At 67.9% G+C, this 16,833-nt stretch carries 14 protein-coding genes; 7 read left to right on the top strand and 7 right to left on the bottom strand.

Going from position 1 to position 16,833, the window contains the following annotated elements:
• Positions 1–71: 71 nt before the first annotated feature.
• Together U5760_RS18805 and U5760_RS18800 are read right to left on the bottom strand one after the other, a co-directional pair.
• On the bottom strand, positions 72–674 hold the full coding sequence (locus U5760_RS18805) for a Fur family transcriptional regulator (RefSeq protein ID WP_322013791.1): 603 nt from the start codon (positions 672–674) through the stop codon (positions 72–74).
• Between the two features lie 109 nt (positions 675–783).
• On the bottom strand, positions 784–1,410 hold the full coding sequence (locus tag U5760_RS18800; RefSeq protein ID WP_322013790.1) for a glutathione S-transferase: 627 nt from the start codon (positions 1,408–1,410) through the stop codon (positions 784–786).
• A gap of 166 nt (positions 1,411–1,576) precedes the next feature.
• Here U5760_RS18800 and U5760_RS18795 point away from each other — a divergent pair, with 166 nt between their 5' ends.
• Positions 1,577–3,286 carry an ATP-binding domain-containing protein gene (locus U5760_RS18795; protein WP_322013789.1) on the top strand — a complete coding sequence of 570 codons (1,710 nt, stop codon included), beginning with the start codon at positions 1,577–1,579 and terminating at the stop codon, positions 3,284–3,286.
• Positions 3,287–3,318: 32 nt separating this feature from the next.
• On the opposite strand, the gene U5760_RS18790 is transcribed toward U5760_RS18795, so the two are convergent.
• Positions 3,319–4,266: a phosphoribosyltransferase gene (locus U5760_RS18790; RefSeq protein WP_322013788.1), complete on the bottom strand. Its 948-nt coding sequence runs from the start codon at positions 4,264–4,266 to the stop codon at positions 3,319–3,321.
• Positions 4,267–4,494: 228 nt separating this feature from the next.
• Between U5760_RS18790 and U5760_RS18785 the strand changes: the two genes are divergently transcribed.
• Together U5760_RS18785 and U5760_RS18780 are read left to right on the top strand one after the other, a co-directional pair.
• Positions 4,495–5,016, top strand: coding sequence for a molybdopterin-dependent oxidoreductase (locus U5760_RS18785; protein ID WP_322013787.1), 522 nt, complete (start codon positions 4,495–4,497; stop codon positions 5,014–5,016).
• A gap of 10 nt (positions 5,017–5,026) precedes the next feature.
• Positions 5,027–6,838: a hybrid sensor histidine kinase/response regulator gene (locus U5760_RS18780; RefSeq protein ID WP_322013786.1), complete on the top strand. Its 1,812-nt coding sequence runs from the start codon at positions 5,027–5,029 to the stop codon at positions 6,836–6,838.
• A gap of 46 nt (positions 6,839–6,884) precedes the next feature.
• Here U5760_RS18780 and U5760_RS18775 read toward each other — a convergent pair whose 3' ends face one another.
• On the bottom strand, positions 6,885–7,739 hold the full coding sequence (locus U5760_RS18775) for a helix-turn-helix domain-containing protein (protein ID WP_322013785.1): 855 nt from the start codon (positions 7,737–7,739) through the stop codon (positions 6,885–6,887).
• A gap of 327 nt (positions 7,740–8,066) precedes the next feature.
• On the opposite strand from U5760_RS18775, the gene U5760_RS18770 reads away from it, so the two are divergent.
• The gene (locus tag U5760_RS18770; RefSeq protein WP_322013784.1) at positions 8,067–8,708 is read left to right on the top strand and encodes a C39 family peptidase; all 642 of its coding nucleotides are present in this window, start codon (positions 8,067–8,069) and stop codon (positions 8,706–8,708) included.
• Between the two features lie 28 nt (positions 8,709–8,736).
• On the opposite strand, the gene U5760_RS18765 is transcribed toward U5760_RS18770, so the two are convergent.
• Positions 8,737–9,693, bottom strand: a complete 957-nt coding sequence (locus U5760_RS18765) for a LysR family transcriptional regulator (protein ID WP_322013783.1) — start codon at positions 9,691–9,693, stop codon at positions 8,737–8,739.
• Positions 9,694–9,924: 231 nt separating this feature from the next.
• Complete coding sequence (locus U5760_RS18760; RefSeq protein WP_322013782.1) at positions 9,925–10,986, bottom strand: NAD(P)-dependent alcohol dehydrogenase; 1,062 nt, start codon at positions 10,984–10,986, stop codon at positions 9,925–9,927.
• Between the two features lie 220 nt (positions 10,987–11,206).
• Here U5760_RS18760 and U5760_RS18755 point away from each other — a divergent pair, with 220 nt between their 5' ends.
• Together U5760_RS18755 and U5760_RS18750 are read left to right on the top strand one after the other, a co-directional pair.
• Positions 11,207–12,262 carry an AraC family transcriptional regulator gene (locus U5760_RS18755; RefSeq protein ID WP_322013781.1) on the top strand — a complete coding sequence of 352 codons (1,056 nt, stop codon included), beginning with the start codon at positions 11,207–11,209 and terminating at the stop codon, positions 12,260–12,262.
• An 86-nt stretch (positions 12,263–12,348) separates the two neighbouring features.
• Complete coding sequence (locus U5760_RS18750; protein WP_322013888.1) at positions 12,349–13,281, top strand: 2-hydroxyacid dehydrogenase; 933 nt, start codon at positions 12,349–12,351, stop codon at positions 13,279–13,281.
• A 48-nt stretch (positions 13,282–13,329) separates the two neighbouring features.
• On the opposite strand, the gene U5760_RS18745 is transcribed toward U5760_RS18750, so the two are convergent.
• Positions 13,330–14,457 (bottom strand): linear amide C-N hydrolase, encoded by a 1,128-nt coding sequence (locus U5760_RS18745; RefSeq protein ID WP_322013780.1) that lies wholly within the window; start codon positions 14,455–14,457, stop codon positions 13,330–13,332.
• Positions 14,458–14,746: 289 nt separating this feature from the next.
• Here U5760_RS18745 and U5760_RS18740 point away from each other — a divergent pair, with 289 nt between their 5' ends.
• Positions 14,747–16,774 (top strand): EAL domain-containing protein, encoded by a 2,028-nt coding sequence (locus U5760_RS18740; protein WP_322013779.1) that lies wholly within the window; start codon positions 14,747–14,749, stop codon positions 16,772–16,774.
• The last annotated feature ends 59 nt before the right edge of the window (positions 16,775–16,833 follow it).

Here is a 16,833-nt window from a genome sequence, read left to right as displayed (position 1 = left end):
CAGCGAGTGCCGGGTGCGGCGCACAGGGTCTTGCAGGGCCGGATCCGGTGTGCCCGCTCCGGGCGCCCGCTTCAGGATGCCGTAGCCGTTTTCGCGGAGGCGTCGGCGTGCGCCGTCTCGGCCTTCTGGCCGGCCTGCTCGGCCTGGCATTGCGCGCAAATTCCCTTCAATTCGATGCCGTCGCCTTCGAGCCGGTATCCCGCCGCTTCGATCTGCGCGACGAGCGCCTGGCGCAGCTTGGGCTCGTGCAGCTCCGTCACGTTGCCGCACTGCTGGCAGACCACGAGTATGCCGTGCTGGCATTGCGTGAGGTCGTGGCAGACCGCGAACGCGTTGATCGACTCGATACGGTGAATGAGTCCGGCGGACAGCAGGAAGTCGAGCGCCCGATAGACCGTGGGCGGCGCCGATCCGGGGTGGATCTGGCGCATTTCGTCGAGCAGCGAATAGGCCTTGGTGGCGCGGCCCGAGGTCAGCAGCAACTCCAGCACCTTGCGGCGGATCGGCGTGAGCTTTTCGCCGCGTTCGCGGCAATAGACTTCCGCCATCGCGAGCGCGGCCTCGATGGAGGCGGGCTGTACGCCGCTCGCGCCGCCGTGGGCGTGCGCGTGATCGTCGCCACGATGCTCGTGATGGTGATCGTGATCGTGCGGGGCCGGTTTTGCTGTCTTCATGACGCAATTATACGGGGCGCGTCGAACCCGCGCCCGCGCCGGGTCTGGGCCGCCACTGGGGCCTGTTCGGGCCGTGGATGGCCGCGGTTCGGCCATCCACGCGGCGCGATCAGGTGAGCGGCACCCCGACGTACTTGCGGAAGCCCTCGCGCTGCGCGATGCGCTGATACCAGCGCTCGAGATTCGGCAGCGCCGGACGCTCGATGCCTTCGAGGCCGAACCAGCGCCGCGCGAACGCGCCGATCACGATATCGGCCAGCGAGAAGCGCTCGTTTTCGAGGAAGAAGCGCCCCTGCAGATGGCGGTCGAGCAGCTTCCACAGCGTGGCGACCTGGTCGAGGTCGTCGGCGACCTTCGCCATGTCGCGCTTGTCCGCCGGCGTGCGCACGAGCGCCTGGAAGAGCGGGCGCTCGGCGGGCGCGAGCGTGCCGATCGACCAGTCGAGCCAGCGCTCGACCAGCGCGCGCACCCTGGGCTCGGCGGGATAGAGCAGGCTCGACGAGCCGTATTCCAGCGCGAGGTAGCGCAGGATCGAATTCGATTCCCACAGCACGAAGTTGCCGTCGACGAGGGTCGGCACCTTGCCGTTGGGGTTCAGGGCGAGGAATTCCGGTTCGTTGACGCGGCCGAACTGCAGGCCCGCGTCGATGCGCTGGAACGGCACCACGAGCTCGTCGCAGCACCACAGGACTTTCTGGACGTTCACCGAATTGGGGCGTCCCCAGATCGTGATCATCTGGTGCACTCTCCTTGATTCTTGAAGGGATGAAAAACGCAGCGGCTGCGCAGGCCGAAACGATACACGATCCGGCGCGTTCCCTGCCGGAAGGTATCGCGCGGGGCTCCTGCGCGGACGCGACACGCCCTAGAATAGCCGCAGAAAACTGCAGCGAGGATCGCTCATGGCCCGCATCGTCCCCGATAACTGGCAGCATCTCGAAGCCGTTGGCGCCGCCGCGCGCGAGCGCGAAACACTGGCGCTTCTCGAGCGCGGCCTGCCGGCCGGCTACACGGTGTATCACGGCGTGCACTGGACGCGCCTTTCCGAAGGCTTTTCCGTGTTCGGCGAAGTCGATTTCGTGATCGTGAGCCCGGCGGGGCGCGTGATGATCGTCGAGCAGAAGACCGGCTTTCTGCGCGAGACGCCGGCGGGGCTCGTGAAGGCGCATCTGCAGACCGAACGCAACGTGGCCGTGGCGCTCGCGCGCACGGTCGAAGGGCTGCACCGGCGCTTTACCGCGGCGTTCGGCGCGGGCACGTACTGGCTCGAAGAACTGCTGTACTGCCCCGACCATATCGTGCGCAATCCGGCGATTGCGGGTGTGGATCCGGCGCGCATCGTCGATGCCGCGCGCAAGTCGCAGCTCGTTGCGATCGTGCTCGATGCACTGCCCGCCGACGAGCCGCGCCTGCCGTGCGCCGCGAAAATCCACCACTTTCTCGCCGACGAGCTTTCGCTCGCGCCCGACGCCAGCGCGCTCGTAGGCGCTGCGGGCACGCTCGTCACGCGGCTCGCGGGCGGTCTTGCCAGCTGGGCGCGGCGCCTCGAATTCGCGCCGTTCCGGCTGCGCGTGATCGGCACGGCGGGCTCGGGCAAGACCCAGCTGGCGGTGCAGGTCATGAAGGACGCCGTGGCGCGCGGCCAGCGCACGCTCTACGTGTGCTTCAACCGGCCGCTGGCGGACCATATCGCGAAGGTCGCGCCCGAAGGGGCGAAGGTGGCGAACTATCACCAGCTTTGCGACTGGGTCTCGCGCGACGGCGGGCATCTGCCCGATTTCGAAGGCCGGAGCGTGTTCGAGGAACTGGAGCGGCGCTTCGCGCAGGCGCCCGTCGACGCGCGCTGGCAGTTCGACGTGGTGATCGTGGACGAAGGGCAGGACTTTCAGCAGGCGTGGGTGACGGCGCTCGACCGGCTTCTGGCGCCGGGAGCGGCGTGGTGGTGGCTCGAAGACCCGCTGCAGAACCTTTACGTGCGCGAGCCGGTGGCGCTGCCCGGCTGGACCGTGCTGCGCGAGAGCACCAACTACCGCAGCCCGCGCGACATCCTGGCGTTTCTGCGCGAAGCCGCCGGGCCGGCCGCGCCCGCGCTTGCCCAGCTCGCGGCGGGCAGCCCGTTCGATGGCTCGGAGGTGGCGCTATCGACCTGGGACGAACCGTCGGGCGCGAGGGGGGCCGAGTCGTCCGGCGAATCGGCCGCAGAATCGGCCGCAGAATCGCCCGTGGCCGCCGCCACCAAGCGCGCGATCACGCAGGCGCTGGCGCTGGGCTTTCGCAAGCAGGACATCGTCGTATTGTCGTTTCGCGGGCGCGAGCACTCGCAGCTCACGGCGCTCGACCACCTGGGTCCGCATCGTCTGCGCAGCTTCACGGGGCAATACGATTTGTTCGGCAATCCGCAGTATCGCGAGGGCGATGTGCTGCTCGACTCGGTGTATCGCTTCAAGGGGCAGTCCGCGCCGTGCGTGATTCTCACCGAAGTGGATTTCGAAACCTTCGACGAGCGGGCGGCGCGCAAGCTGTTCGTCGGCGCGACGCGCGCGACGATGAAGCTGATCGTGGTGGCGTCGCAGCGGGCGGCGGGGGTGTTGGGGGAGACCGTACCGGCCTGAATACGGGCCTGGATACGGCCCCGACCGCGGGCCTAACTCCAGGCCGAAGCCCCGATCAACGTTCCGGTGCGCGTGTGCGCGTTCCACCAGATCACGCGCAAGAGCGGCGCGGACTGCGCGATGAAAATGGCCTGCACCGGGTCGCTCTCGATGAAATGCGTCACGCCGCAGCGAATCGCCGCGGTCGCTTTATGCGCGGCGGCGCCCGAAGGCGTGTCGTCGTGTTCGTCGGCGGCGCGCATCACGAGCTCCAGGTGCCCGAAGCCATAGCGTTCGAGCCAGTCCTGCGTGCGCACCCGGTCCATCTCGGGACGCCCCGTGATGATCGCGCGCGTGCGCTTCATGTCGATGCCGGGAATGCGCTCGAACGGCAGCAGTGCGTCGCGTTCGGCGAGCGCTTCTTCGAGATTCTCGTCGTAGCGCGCGAGCGGCAGATCGGGCAGCAGCACGCCGTCCAGGTCGATGGCGTACACCGCGTATTCATGGTCGTCGGCCATCAGCGTGCCTTCCTTCGCGCCGTCGCGGGCCCAGTCGGCGCGATAGCGGTCGGTATAGGCCTGGCGTTCCCACGGAAACAGCGCGAAATAGCCGCTCGCGTCGATCGAATAATCGGGGCGCAGGCGCGAGAGGTCGTCGTAGGCGCCCGTGAGCGTGCGCACCGCGAGGCCGTGCTCGCTTAGGAAGGCAATGCAATCCACGAGCGTGTTGCCGCGTCCCGCGATGTCCTCGCACAGCAAGACTTTCGAGCCGGGTTCCGGCAGCGGCAGCGTGGAGTCCCAGCGGACTTCGCGCGTCGCGCGGTCGTAGCGCAGGAAGGCGACGCTCGCGCCGGTCGCGTGCGAAACCATCAGCGCGAGCGGCGCGCCGCCGCGCAGAATGCCGATCACGGCGGCGAACTCCTCCGCCACCAGCAGCGGCTGCAGCGATTCGACCCAGTGATCGAGTTGTTCGTAGGTGAGCGGCACGACAGGTTTGTTCATCTCTTCTTTGAAAGCGGAAATAGCGGCGCAGGAACGGGTGGGCCGCACCCGTGGCGCGGCCGCGACGGCTATTGTCGGTTCAATGTTTGACGATATTATGCCTATGCTCGCGCGGGCCTGCTGCCGCGCCGGGCGGCGCGGGCGCACGACGCTCGCGCGGCGAACGAAAAACCAGTCAGATAGCCGATGAACGAGCGCAATACGATGTGCGCAAGGGGAATGAAAGTCATGTGGGGACCTCCAGGCTGGCGGCGTTGTGCCGCCGCAGTGGCGCTGGCCGCAAGCGCTGCTGCCTTACATGCCGCACATGCCGCGCCGGCCGTGCCGCTCGCGCTCGATATCGACGGCGAAGTGCGCGTGACGAACAATACGGCGCATACGTCGTATCACTTCAGCGAGGCGCAATTGCTCAAGCTGCCCTTGCACGCGATTTCCACCTCCACCACCTGGACGCCGCGCTCGACCTTCACGGGCCCGTTTCTCGCCGACGTGCTCAAGGCCGTGGGCGCCTACGGCAGCGAGATCGAGATCCACACGCTCGACGACTACACCGTCACCGTGCCGGTGGCCGACGCCGCGCACTATGGCGTGGTGCTGGCCTATGCGATGAACGGCAAGCGGCTCGAAGTGAGCAACTTCGGCCCGCTGTTCCTGATCTATCCGCGCGATGCGTATCCGCTGGAGCTGGACGGCTCCGCGGGCGACGCCAAGTTCGCCTGGCAGATCAAGTCGATGACCATCAAGCAATGAGCGGGGCGTGATGCGTCGTCCGCTGCGACGGTTCGTGCAGGTGGTGATCTGGATCGTCGCGCTCGCGCCGCCGGTGGCGGCCGTCGGCTATCTGCTGTACGCGAACCTGCTCGATCCGCGCGTGGTCCAGCGCCTCACGGGCAGCTACGACGGCCTGTACTGGGATGCCGCGCAGCTGCAGATCGCCTACGCGCGCTTCGAGACCCAGCTGATGCTCTATGCCGACGGTGTGGACACCGATCTGGAAACCGTGCGGCTGCGCTACGCGGTGCTGCAATCCAAGCTGAACGTCATGAAGGGTTCGACGCTCACCTTGAGCGGCATGCCCGCGCTCATGGAGCGCCAGCAGCGCGACCTGGCCGCGCTGGAGGCGGCGATCGCGCCGTTCGACGACCAGCTCGCCGGCCTCGAAACGGCGCCCTCGCGCGCCGTGCCGATGGCGGACGTGCTGCGCGCGCACTGGACCGAGGTCACGGACCTCTCGCTGAACCGCCGCTACGCCGATATCAGCGAGCGCGAGGACATTCGCCGCGACTTCATCGCGAAGCGCCGCGAGCTGTTCGCGGCGGGTATCGTGCTGATCGCGCTTTCGGCCGCGGCGGCCGTGCTGCTCGTGATGAACGGCTACCGGCGCACGCGTCTTTTGCGGCAGCAGCGCGCGGCGCTCGAGGCCGAGGCCCAGGCGAGCCGCGCGGCGCGCGAGGCGAGTACGGCGAAGGACGCGTTCCTCGGCATGATCAGCCACGAACTGCGCACGCCGCTCCACGCGATCGTTTCGTCGATCGAGCTACTTGGCCTGAACAGGCATACCGAGGCGGACCGCAAGGTGATCGTGCGGCTGGAGACGGCGGCGCGCCAGCTCGAAACGCAGATGAAGGACCTGACCGACTACGCGCGTCTCGGCGCCGGCAAGCTCGATCTGCGCGAGGAGCAGTTCGATCCGCGCGAACTGCTCCAGTCGATTGCCGACCAGAACGAAGCCGCGGCGCACGCCCGCTCGCTGGCGTTCGAGCACGCGTGGCGCGGGCCCGCCCAGCCGGTCGTGTCGGATCCGCACCGCATTCGCCAGATCGCCAACAATCTCGTCACGAATGCGATTCGCTATACCGGGCGCGGCAAGGTGCGCATCGAATTCGCGCTCGCCGGGCGCGCGCTTTCGATTGCGGTGAGCGATACGGGGCCGGGCGTGCCGCCCGAGCAGATTCCGCTCATCTTCAAGGAGTTCACGCAACTCGACGCTTCGCGCTCGCGCCGTTACGAGGGCGCGGGGATGGGGCTCGCCATCGTGCGGGGGCTGGTGGATCTGTTCGGCGGCACGATCAAAACGGACAGCCGCGTGGGCGAGGGCACGACGTTCATCGTGACGGTGCCGGTCGTGCCGGTGGCGGTGCCGGCGGCCAGCGGCCGCGCGCCCGCCGCCGATGGCGCGCCCAGCCGGCCGCGCGTGCTGGTGGTGGACGACAATCCGCTCGTGCGCGAGTCGCTCTGCGAAATGGCGGCGCACATGGGTTATGCGGCGCTCGAAGCGGAGGATGCCGACAGCGCCCTTGCGCGGGTTGCCACGCAGCCGTGCGACGTGGTGCTGCTCGATCTGCATATGCCGGGCCGCGACGGCTATGCGTTCCTCGCCGGGCTCGACGCGGGCGCGGTCACCGGTTTGCGGCCTCATGTCATTGCGGTGAGCGCCGATGTGGCCGCACTCACCGCGGGGGGCAACGTAAGCCCGTTCTTCGAGTATCTGACCAAGCCCGTGCACTACGAAGAGCTGCGCGGCGCGCTCCAGCGCGCGCTGGTTGCGCCGCGCGCAAAGGGGCCACGTTAGGCGCGCCGCATCGGGCGCCACGGATCAGCGGGAAATCAGGCGGAAATCAGCTTCGATTGAGCCGCTTGGAGAGATCGGCAACGAGGATCGCCATGCGCGCCGGCTTCTCATAGCACGCCACGTTGTAGTGGCGCACCACCTGGCTGATCTCCGACTCGCTCGCCTTGCCGGTAAGCAGTTCGCCCGTCAGCACGAAGATCGGCGCATCGGGATTTTCGGAGGCGCGCACGCGGCGGATCGCGTCGGCAGCGGTCTGGCTGCCGAACAGCCAGTCGATCACCACGCCGTCGAACACCTGGCTGTCCAGCGCTTCCTCGAAGGCCGCGATGCCGTAGAGCGCCTGGGCGGCGTAGCCGCTGTGCTCCAGGTAGTCGCGCAGGTTGTCGGCGGAGGCGCGGTCGTCGTCGACCACGGCGATCAGCGGCTTGTCGGCTTCCGCGCGGCGCGGGTAGATCTCGATCTTGTGGACTTCGCGCGCATTCTGGTAGAGCAACGCGTCCGGGCGCACCACGCGCCACTGGCCCTGTTTTTCGTACGCGACGAATTCGGGGCGGCTGCCTGCCTCGAGCGGCGCGCCGATCCAGGCGGTGCAGGGCAGCTCGACCGCGCTCACGCACAGGAGCGCTTCCTGAGCGTGAGCGCCCACCATGCCGGGGTCGAGCAGTTGCGCGCCGAACAACTGGCCGGCGGGCTCGTCGAATGCCTCCGCCACTTTCTTGATTTGCGCGAGTGTCCAGGGACTGTTGCCGCGCAGTTTGCGGTGTCCCTGGGAGAAGCTCAGATCGAGGATCCGGCACAGTTCGGTGGTTTGCTGGCGCTTGCCGATGCCATGGCGGCTCATCAGCTCGCGCACGCGCTCTGCAACCGTGGCCGAGTCGGGTGAGTGTCCTGCGTTCGACATGCCTTGGGAGAAGCCTGGATTCAGTTTGGGATAGTTATGGTGGGCTGCCGGGCAGCGGGCGGTCCGTGCTGCCTGGCGTTGCCGTAGGCTCCCCGTGACGGTATTACCGGCCCCGTGCAACTGAATAATATTCTAAACGCATAAATTACCGATGTTGGAGCTTTTTGTAAGACAATTTTGGGGACGGAAACGTTTGGCTTTCAAGAATAGCCTGGTAAGGGTGTTGCGGCGACCCCGGCGCGCTGCGATGATCAGGGTTTTCCCTTTCACCCCTCATACCGGCGACGGCTGTCCTGCGACTTCGCGCAAGCGGCGCGCCCACCACCCTTGAATCCTGTCAAAACTGCATCGACCGTGCGGCACCATGGCGTGCCGTATTACAGCCAGTGGGGCAGCCCCGACTGGGTGGCGCGCATCGCCGAGGAAGGCGCCGACCCGTGCGGCGATCCGCAATGGCGGCGCAGCGGCTTCGCCGCCCCGGAGGACTACCGCTTCTGGGCGAAGCGCCTGTGCGGCCTCGCCTGCCTCGAATCGGCGCTCGACTATTGGGGGATTGCGCGCGGCACGCGCGCCGAACTGCTCGAAGCCGCCTTGCGGCACGGCGCGTACCGCGTCAGGGAGGATGGCGGCGTGGACGGGCTCATCTATCGTCCGTTCGCCGGCTGGGTGGAGGCCGACTTCGGCGTGCGCGTGGAGGTGATGACCGACGAGCCGATCGAAGCGACCGCCGCGCGGCTGGCGGCCGATACGCTCGCGATCGTCTCCGTGAGTCCCGAGATCCGCCGGCCGGAGCAACCCAACACGCGCCAGGGCGGTCATCTGATTCTGTTGCACGGGCGCGGCGAGGGCGGCGTCTGGTTTCACAACCCCTCGGGCGTCGCGCCGTATCAGGCCAATGCGTGGCTCTCCTGCGAAGCCTTCGCGCGTTTTCATGCGCGGCGGGGCATGGCGCTCACACGCCCCGCCTGATCGGCCTCACGTAAGCATCAGGTGCGCGTCACGCGTACTGCAGTCCGCCCAGCAACTGACGCACCCGCGAGAGGTCGCGGTTCATCGGCCCCGCGCCTTCGAACAGCTCGGCGAGCCAGTCCACGAACACGCGCACGCGCGGCGACACCTGGCGCGTCTTCACGTAGGCCACCGAAACCGGCGTGGGCAGCGGTTTCCACTGCGGCAGCACTTCCACGAGCGCGCCGCCGTCCAGATACGGCTGCGCGGCGAGCCGCGGCGGCTGCACGAGCCCGAGACCCTGCAGCCCGCAGGTGAGATAGGCGAGGTCGTCGCTCACGTGGACGAAACCATCGACCTTCACCTTCGTCGCCGAGCCGTCCACTTCGAAGTCGAATTCGAGCGGGCGCCCCGTGAGCGGCGAAAGAAAGTTCACCACCTGATGTTCGGCGAGTTCGCCGAGCGAGCCGGGCGCGCCGCGTCGCGCGAGGTACGCGGGGCTCGCGCACGTCACGTGTTCGAGCACGCCGAGCCGCCGCGCGGCGAGCCCCGAGTCGGGCAGCTCGCCCAGCTGGATGCTGCAATCCACGCCTTCGCCGACGAGATCGACGTTGCGCAGGCTCACGCCGATCACGAGGTCGATCTGCGGATAGCGCGCGTGGAAGTCCTCGAGCGCAGGCAGCACGATCGCGTTGGCGATGAGGCCCGGCATCTCCACGCGCAGGCGGCCCGTCACGCCGCCGGGCGTTTGCCGCACGCTGGCCTCGGCTTCGTCGATGTCGGCGAGGATCTGGGCGGCGCGTTCGTAATAGGCGGCGCCTTCGGGCGTGAGCGAAAGACGCCGCGTGGTGCGCACGAGCAACTGGGTGCCGAGCAGCGCTTCGAGGTTCTGCAGGATCGTGGTCGCGCTCGCGCGCGGCATGTCGAGCGACTGTGCGGCTTTCGTGAAACTGTTGGTGTCAACGATGCGAACGAAGGTGCGCATCGCCTGGATACGGTCGATCACGGGCAAGCTCCTGTCTGGTGTTACTGACTGAGAGATCCGCAGTACTGCGAGAAAGCGGTGAGCCGCAAAGCCCGCAAAGCGGGTCGCGGTGCCGGCGTCTGCGGCGGGCGCGCGGCGGTTGAAAAGGGGGCGGGCGCAGGTGCAACGCGTGATGCGTCGCGCGGGCGGAATGCGGAAGGCAGGCGGGCCGTCAGGAACCGACGGCCCGGCGGGTCGGGCGGTGTCGGTGACTTAACGGGCTGCTTCGCGCAGCGAATCGAGATCGATCACGAAGCGGTACTTCACGTCGCTCTTGAGCATGCGCTCATAAGCGTCGTTGATCTCCTGCATCTTGATCATTTCGATGTCCGACGTAATGCCGTGTTGCCCGCAGAAGTCCAGCATCTCCTGCGTTTCCGCGATCCCGCCGATCAGCGAGCCCGCAATGCGCCGCCGCTTGAAAATCAGGTTGAACACCTGCGGCGACGGGTGATCGTGTTCGGGCGCGCCCACCAGCACCATCGTGCCGTCGCGGCGCAAGAGCTCGATGAACGGGTTCAGGTCGTGCTGCGCGGCCACGGTGTTGACGATCAGGTCGAAGCTGTTGGCGTGCGCCTTCATCTGCTCCGGGTCTTTCGAGATCACCACCTCGTCGGCGCCCAGCCGTTTGCCGTCTTCGATCTTCGAAGGCGACGTGGTGAAGAGCACGACGTGCGCACCCATGGCGTGGGCAAGCTTCACGCCCATATGGCCGAGGCCGCCCAGCCCCACCACGCCCACTTTCTTGCCGGGCCCCGCGCCCCACGTGCGCAGCGGCGAGTACGTGGTGATGCCCGCGCAGAGCAGCGGCGCGGCGCCGGCCGGGTCGAGGTTGTCGGGCACGCGCAGCACGAAGGCTTCGTCGACGACGAGTTGCGTCGAGTAGCCGCCATAAGTCACGTCGCCGCTCACGCGGTCCACGCCGTTATAGGTGCCGACGAAACCGTTCTCGCAATACTGTTCGAGGCCTTCGGCGCAGCTCGGGCAGGTGCGGCACGAATCGACGAGGCAGCCCACGCCGACCAGCTGGCCCGGCTTGAAACGCGTGACGCCTGCCCCCACCTCGGCCACGCGACCGACGATTTCATGACCGGGCACGACGGGGTACATCGAGTTGCGCCATTCGTTGCGGGCCTGATGCAGATCGGAGTGGCAGACGCCGCAGTACTCCACGTCGATGCGCACGTCGTGTTCGCGCAGGTCGCGGCGCTGGAACTCGATCGGCGCGAGCGGCGTGCGGGCGTCGCGGGCGGCATAACCGTAAGTCGGGTACATGGTCACTCCTGTTGGTGCTTGTGGTGGTACTTGAGGTGGTGCATGCGGTGCCGGGGGTGGCGGCAGGGTTCCCATCGTAAGGATCGCGACCCACCCAGGGAATACCTGAATCTATCGAAGACTTGCCTGATTCTCCTGGCGGCCAGCGCGCCAGCGGGAACGGTGATAGATTTCAAGCCTGTTCCTCTGCTACGCCTTTGCATTAGGGGCGCATACGACAATGGCACACGTCCTTGATACCGCCGCGCCGGCCCACGGCAACGCCCGCGAGCGGGTCGAAAGCCCGCCCGAGAACCGGACCGAAGATCGCGTCGACGAACGCGTCGAAGACCGGATCGACGATTTCACGCATCGCCGCACGGTGGAGCTTCTCACCCAGCTCACGCACCGCGACGGCGCCAATCCCTCCGCCATCGACTGCGTGTCGTTCATGCGCGCGAGCGTGGCGCGCCCGCGCACGCCGGTCATGTACGAGCCGAGCATTTTCATCGTGTGCCAGGGGCGCAAGCGCGGCTTTCTGGGCGACCAGGTGTTCGTGTACGACGCGCAGCAGTACCTCGTGCTCTCCGTGCCGCTGCCGTTCGAGTGCGAAACCGAGGCGAGCCCGGACAAGCCGCTGCTCGGCATTTCGATCCGCGTCGATCTCGCCATGGTGGCGGAGCTGCTGATGGCGCTGAACGAGTCGCGCGGCAATGCGATTTCGGAGCCGCGCGGCATTTACGCCACGCAGCTCGACGCCGCGCTCTCCAATGCGGTGCTGCGCCTCGTCGAGGCGCTGGCCTCGCCGTGCGACGGGCGCATCCTCGGCCCGTCGATCGTGCGCGAGATTCTCTATCGCGTGCTGACCGGCGTGCAAGGCGACGCGATACGCGCGGCGCTTGCGCACCAGCATCACTTCGGGCGCATCGCGAAGGCCCTGCGCCGCATTCACGCCGACTACTGCGGCACACTCGACGTCGATACGCTCGCGAGCGAGGCGGGCATGAGCCTCGCGGTTTTTCACGCGCACTTCAAGGCCGTGACCTCGACTTCGCCGATGCAGTACGTGAAGACCACGCGGCTGCATCACGCGCGCCTGCTGATCGCACACGACGGGCTCAACGTGAGCGCCGCGGCCACGCGCGTGGGCTACGAGAGCGCTTCGCAGTTCAGCCGGGAGTTCAAGCGCCTCTTCGGCCTGAGCCCCGCCGACGAAATGCGCCGGGCGCGCGGCGAAACTGCGGTGAGCGTGCCGCGCGCGAGCCCGCCTCCGCCGCGTTATGTGACCGCGGTGTGAGTGAGCGCGGCGTGACGCCATCACGCCACCGTCACGCCGCAGCGGATGTCGACAGATCGTTTCCGAACCCCATGGACGACGCAACGATGAAGCCGTGCCTGCTGATCCTGATTCCGCTCGTGGAAAGCGACCTCGCGGCGCTCGAGTCGCAATTCGAGGCGATCTACGCACCCGATGCCGCCTCGCGCGCGCAGGCGGTGGCCGGGCACGGCGCCGCGGTGCGCGCCGTGCTGACGAACGGCACGACCGGCCTCACAGCGGAGGAAATCGACCGCATGCCGGCACTCGAATTCGCGGGCGCGCTAGGGGCGGGGCACGAGAACATCGCGGCGGATCATGCGCGTTCGCGCGGCATCGCGCTGTGCAATGGCGCAGGCGTGAATGCCGCCTGTGTCGCCGATCACGCGCTCGCGCTGCTGCTCGCGGCCGTGCGCAACGTGCCGCAGTTCGACGCGGCCTGCCGGGCCGGCGTGTGGCGCGACGCGCTGCCGATGCGGCCGACGGTGTCGGGCCGCAAGCTCGGGATCGTGGGCTACGGGCACATCGGGGCGCAGATTGCGCGCCGCGCCGCAGGGTTCGACATGGAAGTGGGTTATCACAATCGTCGCCCGCGCGAGGGCGTCGCGGCTCGCTACTTCGATACGCCCGTCGCGCTCGCGCAGTGGAGCGACTTTCTCGTCGTTGCGACGCCGGGCGGCGACGGGACGCGCCATCTGGTCGATCGCGCAGTGCTCGAGGCGCTTGGCCCGGAAGGATTCCTCGTGAACATTTCGCGCGGCAGCGTGGTGGACACCGCCGCGCTGGCCGAGGCGCTCGCCGCACAGCGGCTGGGCGGCGCGGGGCTCGACGTGTACGAAGGCGAGCCGCATCCGCCGCAGGCGCTGCTGCCGCTCGACAACGTGGTGCTGACGCCGCACACCGCCGGCACGTCGCCCGACGTGCGCGTGGCGACGGTGCGCAACTTTCTCGCCAACGCGGCGCGCCACTTCGCGGGCGAGCCGCTTCTCACGCCGATCTGAACGCGGCCTGGCGAGCGGCGCCGGCGGCAAGCCGTCGCGGCTTCACGCTCAAGGCGCCGGCGCGGGCATGAACCGGAACGAGGGCGTGGCCACGAAGTCGCCTGCCACTTCACCCGCATAGACCTGGCCGCCATCCATCGCCAGCTTCATGACCGGCGCACCGGGTTTCAGATTCAGCTTGTGCAGCGATACCCAGAACGTGTTAGGGCGCGTGGCGGAATCGAAGTAATAGACGAGATCGGTCTGGTCCGCTACGGTACGCCAGAGCGTGGAGGAGAGGTTCGGCTGCGTGGGCGAACTGATGCCGAGCGGCACGCTCACCGCGCGCATCACCCCCATCACGCTTGCCACCGCCTGCCACGCATACGATTGCTGGGGTACGGCCGTGATGTAGTTCGGATCGACCTGCTTCGGAATGGCGTCCATCAGGAACGAGGCACGCACGAAGCGGTCGGCCGCGCGGTTCGTGCCCGGCAGGAAATTCAGGCCGCCGACACCGCGCCAATAGGTGTCGAGCGCGAGCTGCTCGCTGTAGATGGGCGAGTTCGTCATGATCCGGTAGGCCTTGCTGTGGTGGATCACGAGCTTGCCGTCGAGATATTCGAGGATCGCCGAATCGCCGCCCGGATCGGACAGCGAAAGATGGATCGTGATCGGCTTGCCGTCGGGCAGCGGCGGCGCAATGATCTGGAAGGGTTCTTTGCCGAGCGCGTCCACGGCTTCCGAGACGGTGGCGAAATTGTCGAGCGCATACTGGGCCCACAGGCTGATCGAGAGCGGCGGGCGTCCCGAGCCCGGCTGGCCGTAGTCGGTCTCCGCGAGATAGAGCGCGTTGGCGACCAGCCCGCGCTCGTTCATGCCGTCCACGCTGCCGATGTCGTAGCCCGACACCACCACGCTCCCGTATTTCGAGCGCCAGCGCGGCGAGCGGGGGCCTGCGTTGCCGTCGCGGTCGATGCCTGCGGGGAACACCCACAGGTTCGAGTGCATGTCTTCCGACCAGTCCATCGAGCGGCCGGTGACGACGAGGCCGTTTTCGCCGACGTAGAGCGCGCGCGTGCAGGCGAGAGCGAACGACGTGGCGGCAAGGGCGAGCAACGCGGCGATCAGGGCAGCGGCGCAGCGGATCAGCGTGCGGGACGGATGGTGACGCGGGCGGCGATTTAGGCGTTGCATGGAATGCTCCTCGTGCGGGACCAATCGATCATGACATACAAGAAACCACCCTGACGCGACGGTGGCCGCCCTTTGCCCGGCAGCCGGCCAAAGGCACCGTCGGCAATGGGCCGGGGCAGAGTGGGGCCCCTACGTCCGGCAACCCACGCTTCGTGCAGGAAAACGCATGGCCGGGCGTGGGCCATGCCGTATCATTCGTCTGCGTTGTATTGCTGCGGCGAGGAACACGCGCCAACGGGGCGCTTGCCCGCCAGCCAGGGCCTATCGGGTCCGAAGACCGGGTTTCGGAATGCAAACATTGATCGAGGCTTTGCATCGCTATGCAGCCCTCGTGGTGAACCAGTTCTACGAGGAACTGGCGCGCCTGCCCAAGTCCCGGCGCATCCTCGAAATGCTGTCGGCAGACGAACTCGCCCATCTCAAGTCCAAGCAGGTCCAGAATCTCCTCGCGCTCGCGAATCCCGGGCTCACCACGCACAGCCATGCGGACATGGCGCAGCGCATCGGCCGCATCCACGCGATCGTGGGGCTCGACAAGGAAGAGCTGGCGCGCAGCCGCGGCATCCTGCAGGAACTGCTCTACAAGCTGATCGGCAATCAGGTGAGCGGCCACGCGCTCTCGCTCTATGCGCGCCGCCTCACCTCGGACCTCGCCTGGCAGCTCAAGGCGTATCAGGACGTACAGGACTCCATGCAGGAAGTATTGCAGCGCGTGACGCGCCTCGTGTGGGAGGCGGACGGCTATATCGACTTCATCGGCCAGTTGATCCAGACCCTCGCGAGCCACGACGAAATCGCGGGCTGCGCCATCGGGCGCCCCGACGAGTCCGGCATCTTTCATTTCGAAGCGGGCACGGGCGGCAAGACGCCCGCGCGTCTCGTCGAGGTGCTGGCGCAGGAGCAGCACGCCATCAGCGTGCGTGCCGATCATCCGCACGGGCAGGGCGACATCGGGCGCGCCTGGCGCAGCGGCAAGCCCGAGCGCGTGGTCAACTATCAGACCGATCCGCTCGTCGAGCCGTGGCGCGATCTGGCGAACAGCGAGGGCCTGCGCTCGTGCGTGGCGATCCCGCTTGCGGCGCCCGGCCAGGCGCCGATCGCCATTCTCGTGCTCTATAGCGCGTTTCCGGGCGGATTCATCGGGCCGCACCAGGTGGCGTTCATCGAACTGCTGCAGACGCTGCTGGGCTGCGCCGCCCTGCGCCTGAAGACGCACGACGGCATCGGCGCGGCGGTGCCCGTGAGCGTGCGCCAACACTGGGCGGCACTCGTGCGCACGGACGGGCTGGAAATGCACTATCAGCCGCTCCTGAATCTGCGCACCTGGGCCGTGACGAAGGTCGAGGCGCTCGCGCGGCTGCGCGACGGCGATCGCCTGCTCCAACCCGACGAATTTCTCGGCGCGCTCGCCTCCGACGACCTGCTCGCGCTCTACGCGCGCGGCGTCGACGAGGCCCTCGCCGACCGCCTGCGCTGGCTACCCGAAGGGCTCGACCTCGACATCTCGATCAACCTGCCGCCCGCGGCGCTGAACGACATCCGCTATTTCGAGGCGACGCGCGAAGCGCTTGCCGCGCACGCGTGCCCGCCCGCGCGGCTCACGCTGGAAGTTCTGGAGAACGAATCGTTGTCGCTCAACCAGGGGCAACTGGCGATTCTCACGCGTTTTCGCGAACTGGGCGTATTGCTGGCGGAGGACGACCTGGGGTCCGGCCACAGCGGCCTCGCGCGGCTGCGCGAACTGCCGTTCGACTGGATCAAGATCGACCAGGCGATCGCGCACATCGGCAGCGACGGCGGCGACGCCGCGCTCGACGTGCTGCGCTTCATCTATCAGCTGACGCGCCTCGGCCATGCGCTCGGCAAGCTGGTGCTCGCGGAGGGGATCGACACGCTCGACCTGCTGCGCGCGCTGGCCATTCTGGGTGTGGACGGCGCCCAGGGCTACGCGATCGCGAAGCCCATGGAGGCTGCCCGCCTGCGCGAATGGATGGCGCAGCGGCCGTCGTGCCCCTACGTGCCGCCGGGCGAGAGCCTGCTCGCGCGTCTCGCGCGCTTCGTGATCTGGGAGGAGCGCATGACGCTCGTGGCGGCGGTGCCGGGCGCGGGCGCGCGACTCGCGGGCGGCCCGGCTGCGGATCGCGAGGATGCGCTGGCAAACTCGCTGGCCGCATTCGACGGAATTCTGCCGCCCGGCGAGCCGTACCGCGCGTTGCAGCGCAAGCTGCTCGATGCGCTGCTTGGCGAAGGCCGCAGCAGCGAAGCGTACCGCGAGGCGGTAGAGGCGATGCTGGCCGCCATGACGCGCGACCTGTAGACCCGGCGCGGCAGGGAGGGATCTGCCGGAGAAGATGGCGCGTGGAGGGGTGCACCATC

The sequence above is a fragment of the Paraburkholderia sp. J12 genome, assembly GCF_905220215.1.
Lineage (GTDB): Bacteria > Pseudomonadota > Gammaproteobacteria > Burkholderiales > Burkholderiaceae > Paraburkholderia.
The sequence above is the reverse complement of the archived record's forward strand: the minus strand, read 5'-3'. Positions and strand labels throughout refer to the sequence as shown.